Annotated in this window: 29 protein-coding genes; 13 read left to right on the top strand and 16 right to left on the bottom strand. The window is 72.5% G+C overall.

Annotation, left to right across the window (positions count from 1 at the left end):
• Positions 1-26: 26 nt before the first annotated feature.
• Entirely contained in the window at positions 27-737 is a 711-nt protein-coding gene (locus LQ327_RS01165) for an alpha/beta fold hydrolase (protein ID WP_230729692.1), read from the top strand.
• Here the strand turns inward: LQ327_RS01165 and LQ327_RS01160 are convergent, their stop codons facing one another.
• The gene (locus LQ327_RS01160) at positions 738-1,301 is read right to left on the bottom strand and encodes a nitroreductase family protein (protein ID WP_230729691.1); all 564 of its coding nucleotides are present in this window, start codon (positions 1,299-1,301) and stop codon (positions 738-740) included.
• On the bottom strand, positions 1,298-1,612 hold the full coding sequence (locus LQ327_RS01155; RefSeq protein ID WP_230729690.1) for a DUF6092 family protein: 315 nt from the start codon (positions 1,610-1,612) through the stop codon (positions 1,298-1,300). Before LQ327_RS01155 ends, LQ327_RS01160 begins: the two co-directional genes overlap by 4 nt.
• 268 nt (positions 1,613-1,880) lie before the next feature.
• Here LQ327_RS01155 and LQ327_RS01150 point away from each other — a divergent pair, with 268 nt between their 5' ends.
• From LQ327_RS01150 to LQ327_RS01140, 3 genes are all read left to right on the top strand, one after another.
• On the top strand, positions 1,881-2,195 hold the full coding sequence (locus LQ327_RS01150) for an AMP-binding enzyme (protein WP_230729689.1): 315 nt from the start codon (positions 1,881-1,883) through the stop codon (positions 2,193-2,195).
• A gap of 3 nt (positions 2,196-2,198) precedes the next feature.
• Positions 2,199-2,594 (top strand): Zn-ribbon domain-containing OB-fold protein, encoded by a 396-nt coding sequence (locus tag LQ327_RS01145; protein WP_230729688.1) that lies wholly within the window; start codon positions 2,199-2,201, stop codon positions 2,592-2,594.
• Between the two features lie 525 nt (positions 2,595-3,119).
• Positions 3,120-3,785, top strand: a complete 666-nt coding sequence (locus LQ327_RS01140) for a thiolase family protein (protein WP_230729687.1) — start codon at positions 3,120-3,122, stop codon at positions 3,783-3,785.
• Positions 3,786-3,803: 18 nt separating this feature from the next.
• Here the strand turns inward: LQ327_RS01140 and LQ327_RS01135 are convergent, their stop codons facing one another.
• The 3 genes from LQ327_RS01135 to LQ327_RS01125 all read right to left on the bottom strand — a co-directional run bounded on the left by LQ327_RS01135 (position 3,804) and on the right by LQ327_RS01125 (position 6,596).
• Complete coding sequence (locus tag LQ327_RS01135; RefSeq protein ID WP_230729686.1) at positions 3,804-4,727, bottom strand: serine/threonine-protein kinase; 924 nt, start codon at positions 4,725-4,727, stop codon at positions 3,804-3,806.
• A 248-nt stretch (positions 4,728-4,975) separates the two neighbouring features.
• The gene (locus LQ327_RS01130) at positions 4,976-5,497 is read right to left on the bottom strand and encodes a hypothetical protein (RefSeq protein ID WP_230729685.1); all 522 of its coding nucleotides are present in this window, start codon (positions 5,495-5,497) and stop codon (positions 4,976-4,978) included.
• Positions 5,498-6,278: 781 nt separating this feature from the next.
• Entirely contained in the window at positions 6,279-6,596 is a 318-nt protein-coding gene (locus tag LQ327_RS01125; RefSeq protein ID WP_230729684.1) for a YciI family protein, read from the bottom strand.
• Between the two features lie 225 nt (positions 6,597-6,821).
• On the opposite strand from LQ327_RS01125, the gene LQ327_RS01120 reads away from it, so the two are divergent.
• Positions 6,822-7,487, top strand: a complete 666-nt coding sequence (locus LQ327_RS01120; RefSeq protein ID WP_230729683.1) for a Sua5/YciO/YrdC/YwlC family protein — start codon at positions 6,822-6,824, stop codon at positions 7,485-7,487.
• 15 nt (positions 7,488-7,502) lie between these two features.
• On the opposite strand, the gene LQ327_RS01115 is transcribed toward LQ327_RS01120, so the two are convergent.
• Entirely contained in the window at positions 7,503-8,246 is a 744-nt protein-coding gene (locus LQ327_RS01115) for a heavy metal-binding domain-containing protein (RefSeq protein WP_230729682.1), read from the bottom strand.
• Between the two features lie 526 nt (positions 8,247-8,772).
• On the opposite strand from LQ327_RS01115, the gene LQ327_RS01110 reads away from it, so the two are divergent.
• Positions 8,773-9,210, top strand: a complete 438-nt coding sequence (locus tag LQ327_RS01110) for an SRPBCC family protein (protein ID WP_230729681.1) — start codon at positions 8,773-8,775, stop codon at positions 9,208-9,210.
• Between the two features lie 67 nt (positions 9,211-9,277).
• Here the strand turns inward: LQ327_RS01110 and LQ327_RS01105 are convergent, their stop codons facing one another.
• The 4 genes from LQ327_RS01105 to LQ327_RS01090 all read right to left on the bottom strand — a co-directional run bounded on the left by LQ327_RS01105 (position 9,278) and on the right by LQ327_RS01090 (position 14,764).
• A complete protein-coding gene (locus LQ327_RS01105; RefSeq protein ID WP_230729680.1) occupies positions 9,278-10,108 on the bottom strand; it encodes a universal stress protein in 831 nt (276 codons plus the stop codon).
• A gap of 180 nt (positions 10,109-10,288) precedes the next feature.
• Positions 10,289-12,253 (bottom strand): SpoIIE family protein phosphatase, encoded by a 1,965-nt coding sequence (locus LQ327_RS01100; RefSeq protein ID WP_230729679.1) that lies wholly within the window; start codon positions 12,251-12,253, stop codon positions 10,289-10,291.
• A 159-nt stretch (positions 12,254-12,412) separates the two neighbouring features.
• A complete protein-coding gene (locus LQ327_RS01095) occupies positions 12,413-12,553 on the bottom strand; it encodes a hypothetical protein (protein ID WP_230729678.1) in 141 nt (46 codons plus the stop codon).
• Between the two features lie 174 nt (positions 12,554-12,727).
• Positions 12,728-14,764 carry a SpoIIE family protein phosphatase gene (locus tag LQ327_RS01090; protein ID WP_230729677.1) on the bottom strand — a complete coding sequence of 679 codons (2,037 nt, stop codon included), beginning with the start codon at positions 14,762-14,764 and terminating at the stop codon, positions 12,728-12,730.
• Between the two features lie 279 nt (positions 14,765-15,043).
• Between LQ327_RS01090 and LQ327_RS01085 the strand changes: the two genes are divergently transcribed.
• From LQ327_RS01085 to LQ327_RS01070, 4 genes are all read left to right on the top strand, one after another.
• Positions 15,044-15,577, top strand: a complete 534-nt coding sequence (locus LQ327_RS01085; protein ID WP_230729676.1) for a hypothetical protein — start codon at positions 15,044-15,046, stop codon at positions 15,575-15,577.
• 218 nt (positions 15,578-15,795) lie between these two features.
• Positions 15,796-16,926: an inorganic phosphate transporter gene (locus tag LQ327_RS01080; RefSeq protein WP_230729675.1), complete on the top strand. Its 1,131-nt coding sequence runs from the start codon at positions 15,796-15,798 to the stop codon at positions 16,924-16,926.
• Positions 16,927-16,951: 25 nt separating this feature from the next.
• Entirely contained in the window at positions 16,952-17,191 is a 240-nt protein-coding gene (locus tag LQ327_RS01075; RefSeq protein WP_230729674.1) for a hypothetical protein, read from the top strand.
• Positions 17,192-17,389: 198 nt separating this feature from the next.
• Positions 17,390-18,472 carry a hypothetical protein gene (locus LQ327_RS01070; RefSeq protein ID WP_230729673.1) on the top strand — a complete coding sequence of 361 codons (1,083 nt, stop codon included), beginning with the start codon at positions 17,390-17,392 and terminating at the stop codon, positions 18,470-18,472.
• 3 nt (positions 18,473-18,475) lie between these two features.
• On the opposite strand, the gene LQ327_RS01065 is transcribed toward LQ327_RS01070, so the two are convergent.
• Positions 18,476-18,724, bottom strand: a complete 249-nt coding sequence (locus LQ327_RS01065; protein ID WP_230729672.1) for an RNA polymerase subunit sigma-70 — start codon at positions 18,722-18,724, stop codon at positions 18,476-18,478.
• Positions 18,725-19,308: 584 nt separating this feature from the next.
• On the opposite strand from LQ327_RS01065, the gene LQ327_RS01060 reads away from it, so the two are divergent.
• Positions 19,309-19,761, top strand: a complete 453-nt coding sequence (locus LQ327_RS01060; protein ID WP_230729671.1) for a hypothetical protein — start codon at positions 19,309-19,311, stop codon at positions 19,759-19,761.
• Between the two features lie 13 nt (positions 19,762-19,774).
• On the opposite strand, the gene LQ327_RS01055 is transcribed toward LQ327_RS01060, so the two are convergent.
• The gene (locus LQ327_RS01055; RefSeq protein WP_230729670.1) at positions 19,775-19,999 is read right to left on the bottom strand and encodes a hypothetical protein; all 225 of its coding nucleotides are present in this window, start codon (positions 19,997-19,999) and stop codon (positions 19,775-19,777) included.
• Between the two features lie 127 nt (positions 20,000-20,126).
• On the opposite strand from LQ327_RS01055, the gene LQ327_RS01050 reads away from it, so the two are divergent.
• Positions 20,127-20,432, top strand: a complete 306-nt coding sequence (locus LQ327_RS01050; RefSeq protein ID WP_230729669.1) for a YrhK family protein — start codon at positions 20,127-20,129, stop codon at positions 20,430-20,432.
• 49 nt (positions 20,433-20,481) lie between these two features.
• Here LQ327_RS01050 and LQ327_RS01045 read toward each other — a convergent pair whose 3' ends face one another.
• Both LQ327_RS01045 and LQ327_RS01040 read right to left on the bottom strand, forming a co-directional pair.
• On the bottom strand, positions 20,482-21,204 hold the full coding sequence (locus LQ327_RS01045; RefSeq protein WP_230729668.1) for a YoaK family protein: 723 nt from the start codon (positions 21,202-21,204) through the stop codon (positions 20,482-20,484).
• A gap of 432 nt (positions 21,205-21,636) precedes the next feature.
• Positions 21,637-22,230, bottom strand: a complete 594-nt coding sequence (locus LQ327_RS01040) for a TetR/AcrR family transcriptional regulator (RefSeq protein ID WP_230729667.1) — start codon at positions 22,228-22,230, stop codon at positions 21,637-21,639.
• A gap of 72 nt (positions 22,231-22,302) precedes the next feature.
• On the opposite strand from LQ327_RS01040, the gene LQ327_RS01035 reads away from it, so the two are divergent.
• Positions 22,303-23,265, top strand: a complete 963-nt coding sequence (locus tag LQ327_RS01035) for an NADP-dependent oxidoreductase (RefSeq protein WP_230729666.1) — start codon at positions 22,303-22,305, stop codon at positions 23,263-23,265.
• Here the strand turns inward: LQ327_RS01035 and fahA are convergent.
• Both fahA and LQ327_RS01025 read right to left on the bottom strand, forming a co-directional pair.
• A complete protein-coding gene (gene fahA, locus LQ327_RS01030) occupies positions 23,246-24,484 on the bottom strand; it encodes a fumarylacetoacetase (RefSeq protein WP_230729665.1) in 1,239 nt (412 codons plus the stop codon). The genes LQ327_RS01035 and fahA overlap by 20 nt on opposite strands.
• A complete protein-coding gene (locus LQ327_RS01025) occupies positions 24,481-25,713 on the bottom strand; it encodes a homogentisate 1,2-dioxygenase (protein WP_230729664.1) in 1,233 nt (410 codons plus the stop codon). The genes fahA and LQ327_RS01025 overlap by 4 nt, the downstream gene beginning before the upstream one ends.
• Positions 25,714-25,720: the final 7 nt, after the last annotated feature.

Raw genomic sequence — 25,720 nt, 5'->3', positions numbered from 1 at the left:
AGCGCATCCTCCGGAGGAGCCCACCGATGCCCACCTCGACCAAGCCCAGCATCGTGTTCGCCCACGGCCTGTGGGCCGACGGTTCGTGCTTCGCGAAAGTCATGTCGCTGCTGCGCGCCGACGGCTTCGAGGTCCTGTCCGCCCAGAACAGCCTCGACACCCTCGAGGGCGACGTGGCGGCCGTGCACCGGGCCCTGGGCCGGGTGTCGAGCCCCGCCGTCCTGGTGGGCCACTCGTACGGCGGGACCGTGATCACCGCGGCCGGCGCCGACGACCGCGTCGCCGGGCTCGTCTACCTCGCCGCGCTCGCTCCCGACGAGGACGAGACCTCACAGACGCTGCAGGACAAGTTCCCGACGACGGACGTCTTCGCCCACATCGAGGTCGCCGACGGCCGCATCTGGCTGCGCCCGAGCGGCATCGAGTGCTTCGCCGGCGACCTGCCCTCGCAGGAACAGCAGATCGTCTGGGCCACGCAGGGCGTGCCCGACACCGACCTGTTCAACCAGCGGGTGGCCGGCACGGCCTGGGGGTCCAAGCCCAGCTGGTACGTCGTGGCGCGCGACGACCGCACCGTCCACCCCGAGCTGGAGCGGTTCTGCGCCCGGCGCATGCAGGCCACGACCTACGAGCTCGACAGCAGCCACGTGCCGATGCTCTCCCACCCGGACGAGGTGGCCGACGTGATCCGATCCGCCGCCCGGGCGATCAGCTCCTCCCCGGCCGCCGTCGGGTGACTACCTCGCGTCCGCGGCAGGACCCGGGTCGTCGTCGGGAACCCACCGGGTGAGGTCCCGCCAGCCGAGCGCGCGGGGCCGCTGCATCGGCCGGGGCTGGTCGGCCGCGGGATGGCCGAGGCAGATGATCAGCTCCGGGCTCCAGGACCCGGGGAGATCGAGGACGACGGCGACCGCGGCCCGGCTGAACGAGCTCACCGGACCGGCGCCGAGACCGACCGCCTGGGCGGCGAGCAGGATCGTCGCCGTCGCGGTGCCGACGTCGATCCAGGGACCCGGCGCCGTCGTCGGGAAGCCGTAGCGCGCGACGAGCTCCCGGTCGACGCAGACGACGACGGCGGCGGCGGCCGGGCGCGGGATCATCCCGGGCGACACCATGCGCAGCACGCGCAGCGTGGCGGGATCGGTGGTCGCGACGAACCGCTGGAGGTGTCGGTTCCCGGCGGTCGGCGCCCACCGCGCGGCCTCGAGGATCGTCTCGATCTGTTCCCGGGCGACCGGCTCGTCGGTCATGGACCGGGTGACCCGCCGTCGGCGGATCGCGTCGAGGACGGGGTCGTTCACGGCGTGCCGCCGTAGCGGGCGGTGAGGTGCGCGGCCAGCGACCGGCAGACGGCGTCGAGATCCTCGACGTACTCGTCGCGTTGCTCCCGGGGCACGGCGAGCAACGGCATCTCGGCGAGAGGCCCGTTCAGCGTCTCGGCGGTGGCCGGGGAGGAGCGCGGCGCCATGGCTTCGGCGAGCCGATGGGCCGCGGTCAGCAGGCGCATCGGTCCGTACTCGGCGGCCTCGTCGACCTGGGTGCGGGCCGCGGTGATGAGGTAGGCGAGGAGTTCGAGCGCGTCGTCCTCGTCGAGGACCCAGGCAGTGGCCATGCGGTCATCCTCGTCATGTCGGGCCCGGAGTCCAGGGTCCGGCTCAGGGCGCGAGCACGCCGAGGAGCATCCAGAGCGCGGTCCAGAGCACCGCCGCCCGCCCCGAGCAGCACGACCATCGCCTGCCGTTTCGCCGCCGGGCTCGGGCACGCCGCCCGGGGTCCGTCGAGCGTGATCCGTGCCCGCCACAGCAGCTGTTCCCACAGCTCCTCCCAGGACAGCGGGTGGCCGTCCGGTTCCGGACGGTCGGCGCGACCGGGTCAAGGAGATGATCAAGACCGGCGGGATCAACGTGTCCCCGGCCGAGGTCGAGGGGCTGCTCCTGATGCACCCGCAGGTCTCCGAGGCCTACGTGCTCGGGGTGCCCGACCGGGTCCAGGGAGAGATCGCGGCGGCGTTCGTCGTGGCGTCCGGTGGGCTCGACGCGGAGACGCTGCGGGCCCACGTCGGGGCGCTCGCGTCCCGGTTCAAGGTCCCGGCGCACGTGGTGTTCCGGCGGGCCGAGGACATCCCCCGGACGACGTCGGGCAAGGTGGCCAAGCAGGAGCTCAAGGCCGAGTGGGCCCGAGGCGTCACGAGGTGATCCGTGCCGATCCGTCCCGTCCCCGACGAGCTGAGTGCGCCGTTCTGGGACGGCGCCCGCCGGCACCGGCTGGTGCTACGCCACTGCCTGCGCTGCCGCCGGTTCCACCACCCGCCGCGGGTGCTCTGCCCGTGGTGCGCGGGGGAGGAGCTGGACCATCGGGAGGTGCCGGGTGAGGGCCGGGTCCACTCGCACACGACGGTGCCGGGGCGGGGCGCGGATGGCCGGCCGCACACGAACGTCGTCGTGGCGCTGACCGTGCAGGACGGGTTGCTGCTGGTCGGCGGCCTGCCGGGTCCGCGTCCGGGGTGGGTGCAGATCGGCGCCGCGGTGCGGGTGTGGTTCGAGCACGTGGCGGACGACCTCGTGCTGCCCCAGTTCGAGCCGGCGGAGGGCTGATCCCGGTGTGGGAGGGAGCCGGGCGGACGGCCGTCGTCGGGTGCGGCGTCTCGGAGATCGTGCGGGCGGATCCGCGGCCGCTCGGTGCGCTCGCGCTGGACGCCTGCCGGGCCGCGCTGGCCGACGCGAACCTGACGGTCGACGACGTCGACGGCCTCGCCACCTATCCCGACCAGCCGTTCCACGGCGCCGCCCGCCAGGACGGCGTCGACCTGGTGAGCGCCGGCTACCTGCTCGACCACCTCTTCTCCTCGGGCGCGATCGGCTGGTACGCGCAGGTCTCCGACGGGATGGTCGCGAGCGCGGTGGTGGAGGCGGTCGACGCGCTGCTCGCCGGGGTGTGCCGGTACGTGCTCGTGTGGCGGGCGATGCGCCCGGCCGCCGGGGTCCTACGGCGCCTGGACCGAGGACCGCGTCGGCGGCGATCAGCAATTCACCGCGCCGTACGGCTTCACCGGGATCGTCCAGACCCACGCCGTCGCCTACCAGCGCTACCTGCACCGTCACGGGGCCTCGCGGGAGGCGATGGCCGAGCTCGCGGTCACCCAGCGGGAGGGTGCGCGGCTCAACCCGCAGGCGATCTTCCGCGATCGGGAGCTGACCCGGGACGACTACCTCGGCGCCCGGATGATCGCCGACCCGCTGTGCCTCTACGACTGTGACGTCCCGGTGCAGGGATGCGCCGCGCTGGTGCTCACCACGAGCGAGCGGGCCCGCGATCTCGTCGACCGCCCGGCGTACGTCGGCGCCTACGCGCAGCAGACGGTGCGCCGGGCGCCGCTGGCCCAGCCGCTCTACATGCTCGACGACTACGTCGCCGCGGGCCGGACCACGACGGACGCGTTGTGGTCGCGTACGGGTCTGGGACCGTCGGACATGGACGTGGCCCAGCTGTACGACGGGTTCAGCCCTTCCGTCTACTACTGGCTCGAGGCCGCGGGGTTCTGCGGCGAGGGGGAGGCGCACGCGTTCGTGCGGGACGGCCGGATCGCGCGGACCGGGACCCTCCCGGTGAACACGTTCGGCGGCAGCCTCTCCGAGGGACGCCTGCACGGGATGGGGCACCTCATCGAGGCCGTGCGGCAGGTGAGCGGGCGGGCCGGGCCGCGGCAGGTGTCCGACGCACACACCGCGGTGGCGCTCGACGGATCGCCGCTGCTGCGCAGCGCCGGCGTCGTCCTCACCGGCTGACCTCACGAGGGCGACTGGCTACCCCTCGACCCCGTCGTTCTCCGGGCCCCGCCACCCGGCCGCGCTCGCGTCGTCCGCCAGCGCGGCGTGCAGCCCGGCGAGCAGGTCGGCGGCGGTGGCGGGGCGGTCGGCGGGGTCGGCGGCCAGGGCGCGCGCGAACACGGCGTCGGTGGCGGGGCCCGCGGCGAGGCCGGGCTCCGGCGGCGGTCGGTGGGCGGCACGCAGCCGGCTTGGTGGCTGATCGGCGCCGCCGGTGAGATGTCCGGAGACGATCTCGGGGACCGTTCCGAGATAGGGAGCACGACCGGTGAGCGCCGTATGCAGCACGCAGCCGAGGGAGTAGAGATCGGCGGCAGGACCGATCGAGTGGCCGCGGAGGTGTTCGGGGGCCGCGTAGGCCGGAGACCCGAGGAACGCCCCGGCGGGCGCGGCGGGGACCGTTCCGTCGGGGCGTGCGAGGCCGAAGTCGGCGAGGTACACGTAGTCGCCGCCGGCGTCGGAGCCGGTCCGGTGAGACGTGCTGACCAGGATGTTGGCCGGTTTGACGTCGAGGTGGACCAGACCCGCGGCGTGCACCGCGTCCAGCGCGCCCGCGACCTGACCGCCGACGACGAGCAAGCGGCTCAGCGGCAACGGGTGGCAGGCGATGAGGTCGGCGAAGGTGCCGCCGAGGATGTAGCGCATCACGAGATACGGCGCGTCGTCGGTGGTTCTGCCGTGGTCGTAGACCGGCACGATGTGCGGGTGCTCGACCGCGGCGGTGTGGCGGGCCTCGGCCACGAACAGCCGACGGAGCTCCTCGTCGTGCGCGTGACGCCGGGCGATCAGCTTGAGCGCGACGGCCCGGTCGAGCCGGGGGTCGGAGGCTCGATAGACCCGGCTCAGGGTCCCGTCGTGGAGGAGGTCCCCGACCTCGTAGAACCCGATCCGCCGGCCGGTCAACGATTCCTCGTCCGCGGCGGCCACCCTCGCGCGGGGTTCGGTGGCGGCGGGAGCCCGCTCGGCCGGATCGATGGTGGATGGGCGCCGACCACGGTGGTGGCGTAGAGCGGCCAACCACCGCGCCGAGGTCCCCGACCGCCACGGGCGTCCGGGGCGGGCGTCCGGGTCGGGCCGGGTCCCTGCCGGGTCCTCCACCATCGCGACCTCTCAGACACGCGCCGTCGGTCCGCTGCTGTTCCCGGTTCCGATCACGCGGGGGTGCGAGGGACGGCGAGCAGGGCGTGGTCGAAGAGCCGCAGCAGGATTCGGTCGCGGGCAGGCCCGGGCGGCATGCGGCGCGTGCGCTCGAGGCCGACGTGGATCAGTTCACGGGCGGCGATGCGGTCGCGGTGACGGCCCCACCGGTGGCGGCCGGGCCGATCGCGGCGACGCAACCGCATCAGTCGGCTCTGCAGAAGGTGGCTCTCATCCGGATCGAGGCCGCCGCCCGGGCGGTCGGGGCCGAGGTCGGCGAGGGCGGCGGTGGCCACTGCCGCGGCCACACCCGGGGCTCGTGGGCCGATGGTGGCCACGACGGGGGCCCGGCTGAACAGGCTGGCTCGGCCGTCGTCCGACAGGCGGTCGTTGACCCCGCGCGCGAACTCGGCGAGCGCAGGGTGGGTGCACGTCGGCCGATCGGAGAACGCCTCCCCCACCAGCAGGGAGACGTACTCCATGAGGCAGGCGCCCTGGCCCGCCTCCTGGTGACGGCCGCGGCCGGGGGTGGGCATGCCGTCCGGAACGTCGCGATCGAGGCGGGGTGTCCATCCGGGACCGGCCTGTCGGGCGAGGTCCTCCTCGGTCGTCCTGGTCCTCGCCGCGGGTCGGAAGCGATGAGCGCCGCCTCGTCGACCTCGATCCGTTACCGATCCTGATCGGCGCATTCCTGCCACGGCACCGGCGGACGACCGATCGCCCCGTGATCGACCAGAGCGCCCACTGCATCCCGAATCCGACACGCGATCCCCCCATTGACGCATCGCCCGCCCACCTCGGCATTGATCGCCGGTCGCCGTTCGGGCGCGGTCAATTACTCATACCACGAGTCCACGGCGCAGTGGAACATCACATTTCTCGGGCGATGTCGTTCAATGACGTGGCCGACGATGTGGGGCGATTCCATGGCACCCCGGCGGACGGGATCAGGCGCCACGGAATAGGTATCGAAAACGTCACGATCACTCGGGAAGGGGCGCGGATCGTGCTCGCTCTCCGGGCTCCTCCGACATCTCCGGGGGGCGGCTCGACGGGCGAACGGCAGGCCGAGCGGGTTGCGCCCGATCGTTTGACCGATCGGATCGTTCGCGAGTCACCCAGGTCAGCGGACGATTCACCGGGATGTCGGATCCTGGATCTGTTGACGGTGCCCGGTTATCCGACGAGCGCATTCGTCATCCCGAACGCGAAAGGCGAGGATCGATCGGCGCCCAATTCAGGTCGGATCGGGCAACGAGATCGGTGGGCGGCGTCATTCCGGGCAGGAACCGTGATCTCAGCGACCAACCCGTCGGGTCACATTCCCGGCATGGACAGCATCTCGAGGGTCTCGATGGTGCCGCCCCAGACGGTGTGCGGGTGACCTTCGAGCACGGCGGCCAGTGCCTCGCGGGACTCGGCCTGCAGGATGGAATAGCCGCCGATCGGGTCGGCGTCGTCCCCCGCGGGCTCCACGACGGCGAGTGGGGAGCCCAGGTCGACCACCGCATCTCCGGCGCGGGTCGCCCACGCCATCCACGCGTCCATGCCGGCCTGCGCCTGCTCGGGGTCACTGGCGCTCATCTGCTCGGTGGCCGAGATCTTCGCCCGGTACAGCACCAGGAACTTCGTCATCGTGAGCCTCCTCCGGAGCGGTCCGCTACCGATGATTTCGGTTATAGACGAATTAGACGCTGACCGAAACAGGTCGTCAAGGTCCAGCCGCCGACGGCGCCAACCCCACTGTTGAGCTCCGCGACCTTCGCCACGGATCGCATCGGTTCGACGTCGTCGCGGCGAGCTCAGGGGCACCATCGAAGATCGAGAGGACGGGCACGACGGCGAGGCGGAGGGAACGAGATGATCCGGCGGATCGATGCCGCGACGGTGGCCGAGGCGGTCGAGGTGCTTCGTGGCGGTGGACCGGTGGTGCTGCCGCTGCCGTCTCCGGCGGGGTACGTCGTCACGGCGACGACCGGCCCCGTCGTGAACACCACGAAGGGCCGCGCCGCGGACCAACCCGTCGGGCTGAGCGTGCGCGACCTCGACGTGCTCGATCGTCATCTGGCCGTCACCGAGACGGCGACGGCTCAGCTGCGGTGGCTCGTCGGGTCCGAGACGGTCAGCGTGCTGGTGCCCGTCGCCGATCCGGTCCCGGACTGGTTGGCGCCGGCGGTGCGCGACGGCTGGGTGTTCTTCACCGCCGCGCCGTGGCGCCCCGACCTCGCCGAGATCCTGACGGCGTTCGGCTGGGTGTTCATGAGCAGCGCCAACGCCACCGGAGGGGCGACGGCGGTCACGGCGACCCAGGCCGCCGCTGCCTTCGGCGACGACGTGCTCGTGCTCGACGGCGACGCCGAGCGCGACCCGGCCCGCCAGCACGGGTCGACCACCATGCTGCGCGTCGGGTCCACCGGAGACATCGAGGTCGCGAGGTCCGGGATCCACGACGCGGCGTTCGCCGGCCCCGACGCGTACGCCGAGGACCTCCGGCTCCGCTGGGACGCGCTGTCGTCGACACCCTGACGGCCGGATGCCGCACTACGAGCGCAGGGGCATGACGGTCAGCGGCGCGATGTCGTCCGGTGTGGGGTCACCCGGTGCGAACCGGGCGATGGCGGTTCCGCGGATCAAGGCTTCGCAGACCATCTCACTGCGTTCCCGCAGCGTCATCGTCGAGGTGAGGATTCCGTCGGCTCCGGCCCGGCGGGCACGGTCGGCGAGCTGATCGCGGGCATCGGCCCGGGTACGGGTCAGGAGATCGCTCCGGCCGACGACCTCCTGCGGCGGCGCGCTCCGGCGACGTTGCTGGGCCGCGGACCAGTCGGTTGGTCGCACCCCGACCGAGAAGCCCCACACCGCGGTGACCGGCACCCAGTGCTGCCGGATCAGGGTTCCGACCTGGCCGGCGCCGAGGTCCGTGGTGAACACCCGGCCCGGTCGCTGGGCGGTGCGGGCCCGGACCGCGGTGCCCCGAAGCACCACCTCCAGCAGTCCGTCGTCGTGTTCGACGACGTGGTGGTCCAGGTCCACCACGCCGTCGGCCTCCTCGTCGGAGGCCTCGGCCACGAGCCGGCGGAGCGCCTCGGAGTGCGCGTGGTTCACCGCGCGGGCATACGGCCGGTGGCCGTGCGAACCGCTGCCGCCGCCCGAGGTGGTGGTCTTGTAGCGGGTCCGGCCGGTCCAGGGGTCGACGGGGCCGGACCCGCGCCAGTCGATCCGGATCGCGACGGCCCCCGTGACATCACCGATGGGATCCAGCTCGGCCGATTGGCCGGCCAGCAACGACGGTGACGGTGCCAGCGATGTCCAGAGCCCGTTCGGGGACGATCGTCCATGGCCGGCGTCCGACCTCAGAGGAAGCTCGTGCCCGGCCACCGGTCACACCCTCCCGCCCGCCTCCGGAGGACAGCAACCGCAGCACATCACGGCCGGGGAAGGGGAGATCCGGAGCCACCGGTCGGATCTTGCCCAGTGGTCCAGACCGGATGCGCCGAGCACGTGGACCATCACGTCTGCGTCGACGCCCGGTCGCGGCCCAGGCCGCTGCCGTTCTCGACGCGGCGACGGTGATCCCCGTGAACACCGACGGTTGGGCCACCTGACCCAGCCCGCATACACCGTCCCGGTGCCTTCACCCGTCACGGGCAGCGCACACACCTGCGCATGCTGACGCCCGGCGGGCCAGCCAACCTCTGAGGTTGCCGCCACGCGCCGGAAGCAGGCACGCTCCCCCCGGCCGACCCCTGCACCGAGGGGCGACACCGGCTCGCCCGCTCAAGAGCAACCACCTGACACCCTTGGAGTGACCATGCCGCGTCCGTACGCCAGTGGAGTCGTCGCCGCGCCCGTCGACCGGGTCTGGGCCCAGATCCGGGCCTACAACGACCTGCCCGCCTTCCTGCCCGCGATCGGGCACAGCGAACTGGTCGAGGGCGTCGACGGGCAGGTCGGCGCGGTCCGCAGGCTGACTCTCGCCGACGGCGGCGACCCCTTCGACGAGCGGTTGCTCGTCCTGGACGACCCCGGCCGCACCCTCACCTACACGTTCACCGGGGCGAACCCGTTCGGCGTCCGCCGCTACGTCGCCACCGTCCGGGTCAGCCCGGTCACCGACACCGGCGAGACCTTCGTGGAGTGGTGGGCCGAGTACGACGCCGACGCCGGGCAGGAGGAGGAGCTCAACCGCGTCTTCGCCCAGGACGTGTTCGGCGGCGGGATCGCCGGTCTGCGGAAGCAGCTCGGCTGACGTCGGGAGCCTGGCCGGCGCGAAGCCGGTGACGACCGCCGGGGATCGGGCTGGTGGGCCCCGGCGGTCACACGACCGCGACCGGGCAGGCGCTCAGGACGGGCAGGAAGTGTCGCGTCCAGCCGGACGCCTGGCCGCCTCCGGAGCCGCGCCGGCGGGCGGCCACGACGATCAGCTGGGCCCGCGAGCCCGCGTTGAGCAGCTCGTCTCCGAGTCGGCCGGTCACGGTCTCGGTACGGATCTCCAGGCCCGGATAGCTGTCATGCAGCTGGTCGAGCTCGGCCGGAGGCGGGGGCCCGACCGAGGGTCCGCCCGAGTCCTCACGGTTCGGAGCGGTCGTCCCGGCCAGGACCGACAGGGCGGCTCCGTAGCGGTGGGCGGTCTCGGCGGCGAACTCCAGCGCCCGCCGACCGTCCGGACCGTCGTCGAGCGCGACCACCACCGGGGCGTCGTCGACTCGCGGCCGCAGCTCCCTCCTGGCGGGCACCAGGATCACCGGGCACCGACAGCGCGTGGTCACCTCGCCGAGGATGGAACCCAGCGACAGCGGGATGGGCCCGCCGGGACCGTTCGACCCGACGACGAGCAGCCCGGCGTCGGCGGCATAGCTGACGAGGGCGGGACCCACCCGCCCGGGCAGGGTGCGGACGGTGATCGTGAGGTCGGGGCTGATCGTCCGCGCGATCCCCTGCGCCTGGTGGAGCAGCGCCCGCGCCCTCCCGTGCGGTGTCCCGGTCTCGACTCCCGGCCCGGGCAGGACCTCGACCAGGTGCAGGCCGAGCCCGCGTCGACGGGCGGCGGCCGCCGCCCACGCCACCGCGGCTCGCGCACTGTGGGAGTCGTCCACCCCCACCACGACACCTGCGACGGGCCCGGTGCCGGACGATTCCTCGCTCATCGTCGACGACCTCCAGTAACGGGAACCTGCTGACCATCCGATCGCGGTGCCGGAATCAGGAGTAGCACGAGCGATCGGTGACGAGTGTGTGCTCGTTGCCGGTGGTCCGGAACTCCCTGATGACGAAAAGACCGCGAAGGCTCGCGTCAACGCGGTCGGGAATCTCCGGAGTGACCCGGATCAGTCGTCGAGGTCCGGTTCGACGAGGTGATCGAGACCGGACAGTTCCAGGACCTGGCTCGCGGTCGCTCCCGGGGGCGCGATGATCCGGAGCGGTCGGTCGTCCACGGCGGCCTGTTCGGCGAGCTCGTGCAGCAGGAGCACAGCGGCGCTGGCGAGCTGGTCGACGGCGGTGAGGTCGAGGGTGACGGGGAGGGCTCCGCCGCGGGTGGCACGTTCGAGATGGCGTCGCAGTGCCGGCGTGGTCGCCATGTCGACGACGCCGGTGACACGGACCTGGAGCGGATCGGAGCCGGTGGTCTCGACGGAGAACGGCCGCTCGGGTGTCGGGCCGTCCGAGGGTCCGCCGCCGGCGACGGCGAGCACCGGGTAGCGACGGAGGGTGCGTTCCATCAGCACGGTGGTACCAGGGCCATCGGTGTCGACCTCGACGCTGTCCATGAACCGTCGCAGCATCACCAGGCCGCGGCCCCGGCCGCCCGGATCGGCAGTAGGGGCCCGCCACGATCCGCGGTCGGAGACGGTGAGACAGGCGCGGCCGGCGGTGTCCAGATAGCCGTCGACGGTGATCCGGCCGGGATCGGTGAGGTAGGCGTGCTCGATGCAGTTGGCGACCGCTTCGCCCAAGGCCAGGTGGAGGGACTCGACGTCGTCGTGGCAGGCGCCCAGGGTGCTCAACCAGGCGCCCGAGGTGCCGCGCAGGGTCGCGAGCGCTTCCGTCTCCGCCGGCAGCTCGGCGTGGAAGGGCGCGCTGATCGTTGTGGTCAGCTCGCAGCCGAGCAGACTGACGTCGTCGGTGTATCCACCCTCGGTCATCCGATTCACCGCGATCTCGCACACCCGGTCGACCGTCGCTCCACCGACCGCCCCGGCGTCGCGATCCGCGAGGGCCTCGGCGGCGCACTGCCGCAGCTGCGAGCGTCCGACGTCCAGGCTGCGGTCCGCGCGCTCGATGAGGCCGTCGGTGTAGAGCAACAGCACGTCGCCGAGCTCGAGCTGGACCGTCTGGGCCTTCGGGGGCGGGCCGGCGGTTCCGAGGGGGCCGCCGGGGACCGTCGGCAGGTAGTAGGCCTCCCCGGCGGCAGGGATCAGCAGCGGCGGCAGGTGGCCGCAGGAGGCGTAGGACAGCGCACGGGTGTTCGGGTCGAGCACGCCGAGGCAGACCGTGGTCGCCGTGGCCGCGGGGAGGCGGGCGACGAACCGGTCCAACCGGGCCAGCGCCTCGTCCACGGTGGCGCCCTCGATCAGATAGGCGGCCAGGACCGCCCGCAGCTGGCCCATCGTCGCCGAGGCCCGTGCCCCGTGTCCCACGACGTCCCCGACGACGAGGCCCATCCGCCCTTCGGGCTGCAGGATCACGTCGAACCAGTCCCCGCCCGCGGTCAGCTCGCTGCCGGCGACGAGGTACCGCGCGGCCAGCTGCGATCCGGGCAGTACCGGCAGATCGGCGGGCAGCAGGCTGCGCTGCAGCGCCACCACCATGTCGCGGCTCTCCAGGTAGTGCTGCCGGGCCTCGTCCGTCCGGGACCGCTCGGCGCGCCGCTCGACGGTCTCACCGGTGACGTTCGCGATGTGGCAGGTGACTCCGACGACCCGCCCGTCGCCGTCGAAGATCGCCCTCACGCTGATGGTCAGGAAGTGCTGGACGGCCGGCTGCTCGGCGGACGGCCGGATCATGACCGGCTGCTCGCGCGCCGTGACCGGCCGGGCGGTGTGGAAGGCCTCGTCGAGCAGCTCGGTCAGAGGCGGTCCGTCGGCGTCACCGACGCTCTCGCGATACGTGCGCCCCAGCACCGGGCGGTGTCCGAACATCCGCCGCCCGGCGGCGTTCAGCGCCGCGAACACGTGCTCCGGGCCACGGAAGACCAGCACCGGATCGAGCTGTTGCTCGAAGCTCGCTGCGACGGCGTCGAGGTCACCGAACGCGTGGGAGAGCTCCCGGTGGGATCCCAGGTCCTCGGCCATGGCCAACTCCTCGCCTCAGGCCCCCTCGTGGCTCCTCGCCCCAAAGCCCCCTTGTGGCGCGGGACACACTATCCGCTGGCGGACGGCCGTGCGCGAGGGGCCGTCCGGCGGCGCGGCGACGGAACCCCGACGCGACGGAGACACCGCGACCCGTCGTGCTCACCAGGTGGCGGAGCGCTCCGCGTACTCGCGGCGGATGCGGCCGTCCTCGTCCCCGGCGATCCACGTCGGCCACCAGGGCCGTTCCGGGATGACGGTGGCGGGAATCGGGTGCTGGGCCAGTTCGGTCCTGCCTGGCACGTCGGTGGGGACCAGAATCCGTCCCAGGTGCGAATGCACGAGTGATCACCTGCCCGTCGGTTCCGGCTCGCGTGTCGGGGGTTGCGAGCGCGCCGATGGCCGGGAGCATGCACGTCGTCGACGTGGACGCCTCGCTCTTTGAGACGCCGGTCACCATGGTCCGGTCCCCGGGCGTCAGCCCGCGTCCGTCGTCGCGTTGACCTGGTGGTTCGGTGGCTGCCGATCGGGGTCCTCGGTGGTGTGGTCGAAGCCGACGAGGGTCAGGACCTGGTCCGCCTCGCTCCCCACGGCGGCGTACAGCTGCAGCATTCCGGCCGCGGCTCGGGTGCGTGCGGCGGCCAGCACGGCGATACCGGCGCTGGCCAACAGCGTCACGTCGCTCAGGTTGACGACGAGCTGATCCGGCCCGCCGAGGGTGTGGCCCGCGAGCGCGGTCCTCAGCTTCGTGGCGTTGTCCGCATCGACCGGTCCGGAGAGTCGGATGCGTGGGCCCCGCCCCGAGGACTCGTCGAGGATCAGCAGGAACTCGGCCCGGATGCCCGGCGAGGCAGGGGCCACCACACCGCGCACGTCGTCGGCGGTCAACAGCCGGGCCGGTCGTGAGAGCCGGTGGCTGATCGTCGCGGTCGTGCCCTGCCCTCCCTGCTCGAGGTCGAGGAGGTCGAGGAGTCGGCGGGTCATGGCCAACCCCCGGCCGCGCTCGACGTGCAGCGGTAGCGCGCGGAGGTCGTCGACGCCGTCGGGACCGTCGGCCGCGGACGTCCCCCGGTCGGAGACGGAGGCGTGGAGTGTCCCGGTCGTGTCCACGCTCGCCGACAACGACACCGGGCCCGGGTCGCCGTCGGGATAGGCATGGTCGACGGCGTTGGTGACCAGTTCGTTCACCGCGTGCGGCACGCGGAAGAGATCGTCCGGGCTCACCCCCAGTTCGACGAGCCAGGCACGGAGCTGGGCGCGAAGGACTCCGACGGTCTCCGGCTCGGCGGGCAGCGTGAGCTCCAGAGGAGGAAGGGGCTCGCGGCGCTGAACGGCCAGCAGGGTGATGTCGTCGCCGTGTCCGGTCGCTCGCACCAGCAGCTCCAGGGTCTGCGTGCACACCCGCTCGACCGCGGAGAACTCGCCGGTGTGGAAGCCCCGCCCGGCGGCACCGTCCGCGGCGACCCGGGTGAGCTCCGCCGTGCTCTCCACACGCGTCCGGCCGGGACGCTCGATGATCCCGTCGGTGTAGCAGAGCAGCACGTCACCGACCTCGAGCACGGCCTTCGCCAGCGGGAACTCCGACCCGGTGCCCAGCGGACCCGCCCCGGAGATGGGCAGGTACCCGGGTTCGCCCGATACCGGAACGACCAGCGGCGGCGGGTGCCCGGCCGTGCAGTAGGACAGTGCGCCGGTGGCCGGGTCCAGCACGGCGGCGCACACCGTCGCTGCCCGAGCTCCCGGCACCCGGTCGGCGACGGCGTCGACGGCGGCCAGCGCGTCGGCGATGGTCGCGCCGCTGTGGAGCCGCTCGGCCGCGATCGCTCGCAGCTGTCCCATCACCGCGGACGCCGCGACCCCGTGCCCGACCACGTCACCGACCACCAGTCCCACGCGGCCGTCGGACAGCGGCAGCGCGTCGAACCAGTCGCCGCCCGCGGCGGTCTCGGCGTCGGCGAGCAGGTAGCTGGCGGCGACGCGCACCCCGGGCAGGACCGGCAGTCCCGGCGAGAGCAGCTCACGCTGCAGCAACGCGATCACGTCGCGCGCCTGCTCGTACCGGCGCTCGACCTCGGCGGCCTTGGTCTGCGCGGCGAGCCGTGCCGTGACCAGCGCCGTGACGTCGGTGATGTAGCCGACGACACCGCGTTTCTCGCCCTCGGCCGTGAAGCGCGGCACCAGGTGGACGTCGAGGAACAGCTCCTTGGGCTGCCCGCTGTCGTCCATCCCGAACTGCATCCGCCACTCGTGCATCGAGTAGGGCTCAGCGGTGGCGTAGACACGCTCGACCGCCTCGAAGACCTGCTGCCCGCCGACCTCGGGAAAGACACCGCGCAGGGGCTCACCGATGAATGCCGAGCTGCCGGCCAGAGCCCGGTACGCCGCGTTCGCCGCGACGAACCGCAGCTCCGGTCCGTCCATCGCCGCCATCATCAGCGGCAGCTCCTCGAACGCCTGTCGTACCTGGCCGGCCTCTCCCACCGTGCGCCGCAGCTCGTCGTCGCGATCCGGCACGTCCCGCTCCGTCCCCGCGTCGAGATTCCGGCGTCCTCGTGGGTCAGCCCGAGTCCGGCGCCACGAACCATCGACGGGCGATCAGCCCGGATAGTAGGTCGAGCCGGCCGGCGCCGGGAACTCCGCGACGACGCCCCCGATGGACGAGTCCGTCGCGGGCTGCCGTACCGGCGCGTCTGACCAGTCGTCCAGGAAAAACTTGACAGCTGTCCAGACCGAGGCCACCGTTCGGCCGTGACGTCGCACCCCGTCGTCGACACGGGCTCGGCCGGAGGCGCTGTGACGCGGCAGACCGAGCCCGCCGGACGCTGCCGCTGCGGTGCGGCCGGCCGCCGTGCCCTCCACCCGCGCGTCATGGACGGCGCCGACCTGGCCCGGCTCGTGTCCGGAGACGCCACCGGCCTGGCCCGGCTGCTGATCGAATCCGTCGACGCACTCGCGGCGGACTCGGAGGTCGAGATCCTGGTCGTCTGCCACCACGGCCGCGCGCGCCTCGGCGTCATGCTCTCGTTCCCCGGGGCCGACACCGTCGCGATCGCCCCACTGCTGACCGGGCAGCCCGTGGTCAGGAGCCACGTCGTGGTCGCCCTGGAGTCGGCCTCCGAGATCGCCTGCCGCGCGGGCTGCGATCGCCTGCGCCTGACCGTGCCCGCCGACGACGGCGTCGTGCGGGAGATCGCCGAACGCCTCGGGTACGAGCTCGTCGGCGCCGGGGCAACCCCGGCCCGCCCCGAGCTCGACCTTCCCGCTCGCGACACCTGGATCCTCGCGGGCGACGCGGACGGAAGGTCGAACGCGTCTCACGGTCCGTAGTTGCGCTGCGACGATTCGGCAGCGTCAATTCCGCCGGATGTGCGATTCCGTGATCTGCGGTTATCCCGTGTTCACCGGGAGCTAGAGGAGCGTCACCCGGACTTCGCCCTGGAAGCAGACTCTCGCCCACCGGGCTGGACCGGGCCCGGGCACCAGGGGCCGTCGTCGGGGCGGATCCCTCGCCCGATGCCCGCGACGTGCGGGGGGCGGGGATTCCGATGACCGTGTCACTGATCGTGATCGCCGTGGTGGTGACCGCGCTCGCCTTCGACTTCACGAACGGCTTCCACGACACGGCCAACGCGATGGCGACGTCGATCGCCACGCGAGCGATGCCGCCGCGCGTCGCGGTCGCCGTCGCCGGGGTGCTCAACGTGGTGGGCGCCTTCCTCTCGATCGAGGTCGCGAAGACCATCTCCAACGGCCTGGTGGACGACGCGAAGATCACCCCGGTGGTGATCTTCGCGGGGCTGGTCGGAGCGATCCTGTGGAACCTCGTCACCTGGCTGGTCGGCCTGCCGTCCAGCTCGTCGCACGCGCTGTTCGGCGGCCTCATCGGCGCGACCGTCGTCGCCGCCGGTGCCGACGCGGTGAACTTCGGCGCGGTCATCTCGAAGATCGTCCTGCCGGCGGTGATCTCCCCGCTGCTCGCCGGGCTGATCGCCCTGATCGCGACGTACCTGACCTACCGGATGACCGAGCGGTCCGATCCGGAGACGATCTCGACGACCTTCCGTTTCGGCCAGATTCTCAGCGCGTCCACGGTCGCGCTGGCCCACGGCACCAGCGACGCCCAGAAGACCATGGGCGTGATCACGCTGACCCTGATCAGCGCCGGCATCCTCTCGCCGAACGCCGGGCCGCCGTTCTGGGTCATCCTCTCCTGCGGGGTGGCCATCGGGCTCGGGACCTACGTGGGCGGCTGGCGGATCATCCAGACCCTCGGCAAGCGGATCAGCGACATCCAGACGCGGCAGGGCTTCGCGGCCGAGACCGCCTCGGCCACCGTCATCCTCGCCTCGGCCCACCTCGGCTTCGCGCTCTCGACCACCCAGGTCTGCACGGGCTCGATCTTCGGGGCGGGCGCGGGCCGGCGGCTGGCCCAGGTCCAGTGGGGTGTCGCCGGGCAGATGGCCATCGCGTGGGTGCTGACGCTGCCGGCCGCCGCCGCCGTCGGTGCCGTCGCGGCGTGGACCGCGGGCAAGGGCCCGCTGGGCACGATCCTGGTCGCGGTGGTGCTGATCGCCGCGTCGGGCGGGATCTACGCGTGGTCGAAGCGCAATCCGGTCACTGCCGACAACGTCAACGACGTCCCGTCGATCGACCAGACGGCCCCGGCAGCGGCCTGACACCCATCGAAGGGGAGCATCGGCGATGAAGATCGAGTGGGCGGCCCTGGGCCTGGTCAGCGTCGTGTCGCTGGCGGTGGGCGTCGTCGTGGTCGTCCTGTTCGCCCTCGGCGCGATCGGGCTCAGCTCCCGTCGTCGCGCCCTGGACGGCGGGCAGAACGGCCGGGGCCTCGGGGTCGCCATGAGCACCGCCGTGGCCGGGGCCTGCTTCGCCGCCGTCGCGGCGATCCTCGTGTACTCGCTCTACATCATCGCCGCGGCCTGAACCACCGTGCCGCTGCCCGATCCGCAGCGCGGCCAGGAGCGTCAGGTCCGGGGCGACACGGTTGCCCGGGTCTCGCCGCGAGGCGACGTGGCCCCGAAGGTCGGCCCTCCGGTCGTCGATCACCGGCGCCGGGACTGAGGGTCAGCCGGCGGCGGCTCGTCCCGGCACGATGCGGCGCCAGACGGGCACGATGCTCCGGTGCAGACGGCGCTGGCAGTGCTCCTCGGGCTGGTGGGTGCGGCGGTCGTGGCGGCGACCGCGCTCTCCGCCGCGCAGACCCTGGCCGTGCCCCGGGCGACGCCGGTGTTCATCACCCGGTGGGTGTTCGTGCTGGTAGGTCTGGTGTTCGAGCCGGTCGGCCGGCTGCGTGACAGCGCGCGGCGGGAGCGCCTGCTCGCGCTCTACGCGCCGCTGAGCCTGCTCTGCCTGCCGGTCGTGTGGCTGGCGCTGGTGCTGGCCGGGTTCATGGCGATCTTCCGGGCCACCGGTCAGTCGTGGGACGGAGCATTCCTGGAGAGCGGGTCGTCGCTGCTGACCCTGGGCTTCCGAGCGCCCGCGACGGTGTCGACGGCGGCGCTGGTGTTCGCCGAGGCGGTCCTGGGGCTCGCCCTGTTGGCGCTGCTCGTGTCGTACCTGCCGTCGATCTACGCGTCGTTCTCCCGGCGCGAGGTGATGGTCACCGCACTCGAGACCCAGGCGGGCCGGCCTCCGTCGGCCGCCGCCCTCCTCGCGCGGTTGGCCCGGATCGACGGCCTCGAGGAACTGGACGGGTTCTGGGCGGAGTGGCAGCGCTGGTTCGCCGACATCGAGGAGACCCACAGCACGGCACCCAGCCTCGTCCTGTTCCGATCACCGCAGCCGGACCGCTCATGGGTGACGGCCGCCGGCGCCGTCCTGGACGCCGCCGCGCTCACCTCGTCGACCCTCGACCTGGGACGCCGACCCGCGGCCGAACTCTGCCTGCGGTCGGGCTACCTGGCACTGCAGCGCGTCGGCGACTTCTACCTGATGCCCTACGACCCCGAGCCGTCGCCCACCGACCCCGTCTCGATCACCAGGGACGAGTTCGACGACGCGTGTCGCGAGCTGAGCGCGGCCGGCGCGCCGCTGCGGCCCGACCGCGACCAGGCATGGCGCGACTTCGCCGGCTGGCGCGTGAACTACGACGCCGTCCTGCTCCGCTTCGCCTCGCTGTGTCGCGCCCCCACCGCACCGTGGTCGGGCGATCGACCGATCCCCTTCCGCCGCGCCCCGCTCACCCGACGCCGGGTCCGCCGCTGACGCCTACTCGGCGGCCTTCCCGATGCGCCGCCGGAACCGCTGCTGCACGCCCTGCTTGCTGGTCCCGTAGAGCTCGCCGATGTCGGACCAGCGCAGACCGGCCGATCGCGCCTCCTCGACGAGGTCGCCCTCGAGCTCCTCGGCCGTCTGGCGCAACCGACGAACGGCGCTGAGCCGTTCGCGCGGCCCATCGGCGGACTCGAGTGCGTCGAGCGCCTTCCTGAGCTGGGCGAATGCCTTCTTCTGAGACACGGATGTCAACGACTCCTTGACCGAGATAGTGGTCAACGATACCTTGACCGGCGTTGTCGAGAGCAGGGGAGGGGGTGATCATCCATGGGGAAGAAGAAGAAGGACAAGAAGAAGAAGGGCAAGAAGAAGAAGTGACGCGAGCCGCCCGCCACCTCACGGGATGGGCAGCGCCGCGCCCCCGCTCCTGACGGGGGCGCGGCGTGGGTCATCATCCGGGATCCCACGATCAGCCGCGAACGCGCCTGCGGGCTCGATGATGCGAGGCGGCTCCGGGAAGCAGGCGATCGGCCCCGTGCTCTCGCCGGGGGTCCGCCACTGCCCGCCCCACAGTCCGACGTGGCCGTGGGCGTCGGCCTCGCGGCGGCACGAGGCGGCGGTTCGGTCAGATCTCCGGGCCGAGAAAGTCGCCATGAGTCTCAGATCTTGCGACATCGGGGCCACACGCCTCGCGCGTACGGGCGGCGAGATCCGAATGGCGACGACTCCGTATTCATCGTCCATTCTCCGAACGTGCGCAGACGATGGCGACGACATCGCGCACCGTGGGGACGGTGTCCGACTTCGATTCGTGGATCTCGGAATGTGTGGTCCCCGGCACAGCCACCGGGTGCTGTCTCGTCGACGAACGGGAGCTCGTCCGAGCGCAGGCCGCCGTGGGGCTGGCCAGCGACGGCGAGCTGGTGGCGACCAGCCACCGGGTCCTGTTCGAGCCCTGGAGCCTCGGCCTGGTCGACTGGCTCCTCCAGTACGGCTGCGCGGTCTCCGACGGCTCACCCGTCTACATCGTCGGCACACACCCGGGCGGAGCGGAGTGCACCGGTCGGGGAGCGGGCGAGATCGTCGGGGCGCGCCCCATCAGCGCTGCCCCGTGGACGAGCACCCCGACGCTGGGCATCGAGAAGAGCGACGGCACGGAGGCGGTCTTCGGAGTGGCGGGCTCGGGGCCGTCGCAGTCCCATCGCGCAGCTCGGGACGAGCTGCTCGCGGTCATCGCGGGGACGTTCCTGGGGTCACAGGTCCGACAACGGAAATCGTGACCGTCGCGCCGGGTCAGGAGGACTCGTGGTCCGGGTGCGGGGTCCGGAACGGCGGAGTGGGCCGACCTTCCAGCTCATCGGCGAGATCGGCGCCGCCGAGCTCCTCCGGGTCGTGCGTGCCCGCGCCCGCCGTGTCCTCGGCGAGGTGCTCCCCGAGGCCGACCGGATTGTCTCGCGCATCGGCGCTCTCGGCGGCGTAGTGCGGGTACATCGACTGCTCGAACGGTCGGTCGCTCATGCTCCGAGCGTGCCCCGACGGGAGCGGCCAGGCCAGCGCCTGCCCGGGTGCACCGGGGGGCGTCCTCGGTCCAGGTCGGGCGGTCCGCATGCTGTTCGTGCGACTCCCGGCGGTCCAGCATCACTCCATGAGCGACCCTGTTCTCCCGACGCCGGCCGGTCCGTACACGATCGTCATCGGCCACCACGAGCTGATCCTGCGGCGCAGGTACGAGGCGCTGGGCACGGTGAACGACATCCTGATCGGCCTCTGGTTCATCGTCGGAAGCGTCCTGTTCCTGTTCGGCACGACGACCACCGCCGGGACGTGGCTGTTCATCCTGGGCAGCATCGAACTGCTCGTCCGACCACTGATCCGGGTCAGTCGCTACTGGCATCTCCAGCGCCTCTCGGCGCCCAGTGGTGCGCCGAGCGACGCGGACACCGACTTCTGACGCCGCCCGGTGGAGGTCACGGGGCGTTCTCGGGCCTCTGACAGCCGATTCAGGTCGCCGGGGGCCGATACCGAGGCACCATCGCGTATCCGGATGCGCTGATCAGCACCGCGGCGGCGAGTACGAGCAGCGCGGGGCCCGACCCCCATCTGGTCAACAGGGCACCGAGCAGACCCCCGACGAAGACCCCGCCGATGGTGATCGAGTGCCGGGTGCGCGTCAGATGTCCGGCGTCGCGCGGTCGGCGCCGCCCGTCGCCGCCGGGCGATACGACCGCGTCGACGAGGGTGACCAGGGAGACCTGGATCAGTTGGGTCGACATCCCCGGGACCCGGGCCCGCAACGCCGCCATCGACTGCAGCCCCATGGCCAACGCGACGAGGCAGATCACCGCGGGATGTGGGCTGATGGGCGGCGAGCCGACACCCACGCGGAGGGCGGTCGCGCCGGCCGCGCCGAGAAGTACGCCCTCGGCACCCATCACCATCGGGAACCAGCGCTTCGTCCCCGACGTACTGATCACCGCCGAGCCGAGGGCGGCGCCGACCGTGAAGGCCACCAGCGACAACGCGGGCCGCCAGGCCGGGGTCGATCCCATGCCCAGCAGGGCGAAGGCCAGGAACAGCACGTTCCCGGTCTGCAGAGCGGTGAAGACCCCGCCCAGGGACAGGAAACCGATCACGTCGGCGGCACCCGCCGTCATCGTCAGGACGGCCAGCGCAACCGTGACCGGGAGTTCGCGGCGCGTCGCTGCGGCGGGATGCTCCTGCATCCGGCCAGTCTCGACCCCCGCCACCGGGGACCGGTCGTGCGAACGCCTTCCGAACGCTCCGCTCCTTGCGTCACCGGCAATCGGAATGTGAGGCGGAGCGATGAACGACGAATCGTCACCGAACATGGGAGTGGACACCCGGGGGATGTGCCGGCCCCGCTGGGAAGTGTTGGCTCCAACAGGGGAACGGTTGTGGCGGGACGACGGCACGAACTGGAGAACAGTCGTGTGCGATGTGTAGGTCAGGGGGCGACATGATCAGTCGTGAATCGGATGGGACGCCGCCGGTCGGCGGCGCGTTGGAAAGGCGGCGGGTCCGGAGATGGGCGGGATCAGGCAGGGTCCGCATCGCCGGGGCGACGCCCCAGCGGACGACGAACTCTTCGCCTGCCAACAGCCCGGCGAAGATGACAGCGAGAACCGACACCGCGGTCACGGCGACTCCCGACCGGTCGAGGATGTCGCCCGGAGGCCCTGCATCAGGATGTCCAGCAGTCGGCCCGCCCGGGCGGCGTGCTCGGGCGGGGTCGCCACGGTGAAGATGCCGATCAGACCGGCCGCGACGTCGTCAGCGGTGACGTCCGCGCGGAGCTCGCCGGTCGCGCGGCCCGCGTCGAGGATCTCGTCGATGGCCGCGAGCAGCTCGGTCCGGGTGCGGGCATGGGCGATCTCGCCCGATTCGATCATCGCGTGCAGCGTGTCGAGCATGCCGTTCTTGGTCGCGATCCAGTCCCCGAACAGGTCCATCCAGCGTCGCAGCGCCGCGGGCGGGGACAGTCCGGCGAGCAGCTCGCGGGCGCCGACCGTCAGTCGTGCCACCTGGTCGCGGTAGACCGCGTCGACCAGGGCCTCGCGGGTGGGGAAGTGCCGGTAGAGGGTGCCGATACCGACCCCGGCCTCGCGTGCGATCGCGCGCATCGACGGCTCCGCGTCGGCGGAGACGAACACACGGGCCGCCACGTCCAGGAGCTGCGCGCGGTTGCGGGCCGCGTCCGCTCGACGACCGCGAGCCTCGGACTCTGTCAAAGCGGAACACGCTCCGGTTATGCTGGTCTTGGTAAGCGGAGCATAGTCCGCTTTCGTCGCCCGAGGAGACCGGTGAGCGTGTACGAAGAAGGTGTCGACACCACGAGCAGAGCGGTCCTGCTCGAGGTGTTCGGCGGTCCCGAGGTCCTGTCCGTCCGCGACGTCCCCGTGCCGCAGCCCGGTCCGGGGCAGATGCGTGTGCGGGTCACCGCGGCCGGCCTGAACCCCATGGACTGGTTCATGACCTCCGACGCGGACACCGCCGCCCGGTTCGGCCTGACCCTGCCGTCCGGGTTCGGCACGGACTACGCCGGCGTGGTGGACCAGGTCGGAGACGGCGTGACCGGGTTCGCCCCCGGCGACCGGGTGTTCGGCGGTGTCCTCTCCCGCGCGGTCGCCGACCACGTGGTGGTGGACGCGGTGGGAACCATCGCCCCGGGCGGCAATGCCCACCGCACCCCCGACGGCGTCGACGACCGCACCGCGTCCACCCTCGCCATCGCCGGCAGTACGGCCGCCGCCGCCCTCGCCGTCGTCGACCCCGGCGAGGGCGACACCCTGCTCGTCGGCGCCGCGGGAGGCGGCGTCGGCGTGTTCGCCGTCCAGCTCGCCCGCCTCGCGGGCGCGCGCGTGATCGGGACGGGATCGGCGACGTCGGCCGATGCCCTGCGCGACCTCGGGGCCGAGCCGGTCACGTACGGCGACGGCCTGGCCGACCGGGTCCGCGCCGCGGCGCCCGCCGGCGTCACCGCGGCCATCGATCTGTACGGGACGGAGACGGTGCACGCGGCCCGCGAGCTCGGCGTGCCCGACGAGCGCATCACCACCATCGCCGCCCAGGTCGACGGAATCACCGCGGCGAACGGCGCGAACGCCGCTCCCGGCGCCATCGAGGAGATCGCCGGCCTGGTCGCGGCGGGCCGGCTCCGGGTGCCCATCGCGGCGAGCTATCCGGTCGAGCAGATCCGCGCCGCGGTCGAGCTCCAGGCCGCGCGGCACGTGCACGGCAAGGTCGTCATCGACCTCCAGTCGTAGGGGATGTCGCGCGAGCCGGCCGGGAGGGGTCCGACGGCAGGACGGTGCCGGTCACCGGGCCGAGCGCGACGGTGCTGCCGGCCGGCCCCGGCGCTCGGGCGGTGATCGTGAGCTCGTCGCCGTCGAGGAGGAAGCTGCGCCGGGTGCCGTCGGCCAGGGTGAGCGGGTCCTGGCCGCCCCAGGCGAGTTCGAGCAGGCACCCGAACTCCTCGCGCACCGGCCCGCTGACCGTCCCGCTCGCGAACAGGTCGCCGGGCCGGGTGGGCGCGCCGTTCGAGGTCAGGTGGGCGAGCTGCTGGGCCGGGGTCCAGTAGGTGGTGCGGTACCGGGGCCGTGAGATCACGTGCCCGTTGAGCGCGACCTCGAGGTCGAGATCCAGCCCGGTGTCGTGCGGATCGACGAGGTAGGGCAGCGGCGAGGTGTCCCGCGGGGGAGGGGCGACGTGGGCGTCGGCGAGGGCGTCCCAGGGCACGACCCACGCCGAGATCGAGGTCGCGAAGGACTTGCCGAGGAACGGGCCGAGCGGCACGTACTCCCAGGCCTGGATGTCGCGGGCGGACCAGTCGTTGACCAGGACCACGCCGAAGATGTGCTCGGCGGCCTCGGCGACGGGGATCGGCTGACCCGTCTCGGTCCGGGAGCCGACCACGAAGCCGACCTCCGCCTCGAAGTCGAGCCGCTCGGACGGCCCGAAGACCGGAGGTTCGTCGTCGGGCTTGCGCTGCCCGCGGGGACGGCGCACGGGGGTGCCGCTGACGACGACGGACCCGCCCCGGCCGTGATACCCGATGGGCACGTGCTTCCAGTTCGGCGTCAACGGCGCGGTACCCGGGCGCAGGATGCGTCCGACGTTCGTGGCGTGGTGCTCGCTGGCGTAGAAGTCGACGTAGTCGCCGACGGTGAACGGCAGGTGCATCCGGACGGCGTGCCGGGGGTGGACCACGGCGCGTGCGGCGGGCGTGGAACGCCACCGGGGCTCGCCCAGCCATTCCCGCAGGTCGGCCCGCACCTCACGCCACACCTCGGGCGGCGCGGCGAGCAGCGGGTTCAGCGACGAGGCGTCGAGCACGTCGACCAACCCCGAGCGGCGGGCGACGGCGAGCGCCCCGACGTCGACGACCTCGTCGCCGAGCGCCACGCCGAGGTGCCGGCCGCCGCCGGCGTCGAAGACGCCGAAGGGCAGGGAGGCGACCCCGTACCCGTCGTCGGGACCCGTCACGTGAGCGGGCCGAGCTCGCCCTCGGGACCGCGACCGGACCAGGTCCAGGCGTAGCGGCCGTCGTCGGCGGCGCGGCCACCCTCGCCGAGCTCGAGCGGCCGGAACGTGTCGACCATGACGGCCAGCTCGTCGAAGTACTCGACGCCCAGCGAGCGCTCGACCGCGCCGGGCTGGGGGCCGTGGGAGTGGCCGCCGGGGTGCAGGCTCACCGAGCCCTGCCCGATGCCGGAGCCGCGGCGGGCCTCGTAGTTCCCGCCGCAGTAGAACATGACCTCGTCGGAGTCGACGTTGGAGTGGTAGTAGGGCACCGGCACCGAGCCGGGGTGGTAGTCGACCTTGCGGGGCACGAAGTTGCAGATCACGAGGTTCGTCGCCTCGAAGACCTGGTGCACCGGCGGCGGTTGGTGCACCCGCCCGGTGATCGGCTCGAAGTCGGCCACGTTGACGGTGAACGGGTAGAGGCACCCGTCCCAGCCGACGACGTCGAAGGGATGGGTCGGGACGACGTAGCGGGTGCCGGTGACGCCGCCGCGGGAGTCGCGGTGCTTGACGAGGACCTCGACGTCACGGTGCAGGACGGCGTCGTCGACGACGAGGGGCGTGGTCGGGCCGGTGAGGTCGCGCTCGCAGTAGGGCGAGTGCTCGAGGAACTGGCCGTGGCGCGAGAGGTAGCGGGCGGCGGGCCCGATGTGGGAGTTGGCCTCGATGACGTAGCAGCGCAGCGGCTCGTCGCCGGAGGGCAGCCAGCGGTGGGTGGTCGAGCGCGGCAGGACCAGGTAGTCGCCGGAGGTCACCGTGAGCGTGCCGAAGACGGTCTCGACGACGCCGTCGCCGGACTCGACGTAGATGCATTCGTCGCCGACGGCGTTGCGGTAGAGCGGGGAGGTCTCCCCGGTGACGACGTAGGAGATGCGGACGTCGGCGTTGCCGAGCACGAGCCGGCGGCTGGTCACCGGGTCCGCGGACTTCCACTCCTGGCCTTCGAACAGGGTGTGCAGCGCGAGGTGCCGGGGCAGCAGCGGCTGGTTCATCGTCGTGCCGAGCTCGCCCGGGTCCCACGGGGTCGCGTCGACGACCGCCGAGGGGATCGCGACGTGGTAGAGCAGCGAGGAGTCCGAGCTGAAGCCCTCCTCGCCCATGAGCTCCTCGGAGTACAGGTCGCCCGCGGGGCTGCGGTGCTGGGTGTGCCGCTTGTGCGGGATCTCGCCCACCCGACGGTAGAACGGCATGGTCTCG

Source organism: Actinomycetospora endophytica (genome assembly GCF_021026375.1).
Classification (GTDB): Bacteria; Actinomycetota; Actinomycetes; order Mycobacteriales; family Pseudonocardiaceae; genus Actinomycetospora; species Actinomycetospora endophytica.
This window is presented reverse-complemented; position numbering and strand designations above follow the sequence as displayed.

What these genes read in the sequence shown, in the direction of transcription:
- LQ327_RS01130 (WP_230729685.1), bottom strand. Translation starts at nt 5,497, where the DNA reads ATGCCCACCCCCGGCCGCGGCCGTCACCAGGAGGCGGGCCAGGGCGCC.
- LQ327_RS01140 (WP_230729687.1), top strand. Translation starts at nt 3,120, where the DNA reads ATGGCCGAGCTCGCGGTCACCCAGCGGGAGGGTGCGCGGCTCAACCCG.
- LQ327_RS01025 (WP_230729664.1), bottom strand. Translation starts at nt 25,713, where the DNA reads ATGCCGTTCTACCGTCGGGTGGGCGAGATCCCGCACAAGCGGCACACC.
- LQ327_RS01155 (WP_230729690.1), bottom strand. Translation starts at nt 1,612, where the DNA reads ATGGCCACTGCCTGGGTCCTCGACGAGGACGACGCGCTCGAACTCCTC.
- LQ327_RS01080 (WP_230729675.1), top strand. Translation starts at nt 15,796, where the DNA reads ATGACCGTGTCACTGATCGTGATCGCCGTGGTGGTGACCGCGCTCGCC.
- LQ327_RS01165 (WP_230729692.1), top strand. Translation starts at nt 27, where the DNA reads ATGCCCACCTCGACCAAGCCCAGCATCGTGTTCGCCCACGGCCTGTGG.
- LQ327_RS01150 (WP_230729689.1), top strand. Translation starts at nt 1,881, where the DNA reads ATGATCAAGACCGGCGGGATCAACGTGTCCCCGGCCGAGGTCGAGGGG.
- LQ327_RS01075 (WP_230729674.1), top strand. Translation starts at nt 16,952, where the DNA reads ATGAAGATCGAGTGGGCGGCCCTGGGCCTGGTCAGCGTCGTGTCGCTG.
- LQ327_RS01100 (WP_230729679.1), bottom strand. Translation starts at nt 12,253, where the DNA reads ATGGCCGAGGACCTGGGATCCCACCGGGAGCTCTCCCACGCGTTCGGT.
- LQ327_RS01125 (WP_230729684.1), bottom strand. Translation starts at nt 6,596, where the DNA reads ATGACGAAGTTCCTGGTGCTGTACCGGGCGAAGATCTCGGCCACCGAG.
- LQ327_RS01055 (WP_230729670.1), bottom strand. Translation starts at nt 19,999, where the DNA reads ATGAGCGACCGACCGTTCGAGCAGTCGATGTACCCGCACTACGCCGCC.
- LQ327_RS01120 (WP_230729683.1), top strand. Translation starts at nt 6,822, where the DNA reads ATGATCCGGCGGATCGATGCCGCGACGGTGGCCGAGGCGGTCGAGGTG.
- LQ327_RS01045 (WP_230729668.1), bottom strand. Translation starts at nt 21,204, where the DNA reads ATGCAGGAGCATCCCGCCGCAGCGACGCGCCGCGAACTCCCGGTCACG.
- LQ327_RS01110 (WP_230729681.1), top strand. Translation starts at nt 8,773, where the DNA reads ATGCCGCGTCCGTACGCCAGTGGAGTCGTCGCCGCGCCCGTCGACCGG.
- LQ327_RS01105 (WP_230729680.1), bottom strand. Translation starts at nt 10,108, where the DNA reads ATGAGCGAGGAATCGTCCGGCACCGGGCCCGTCGCAGGTGTCGTGGTG.
- LQ327_RS01050 (WP_230729669.1), top strand. Translation starts at nt 20,127, where the DNA reads ATGAGCGACCCTGTTCTCCCGACGCCGGCCGGTCCGTACACGATCGTC.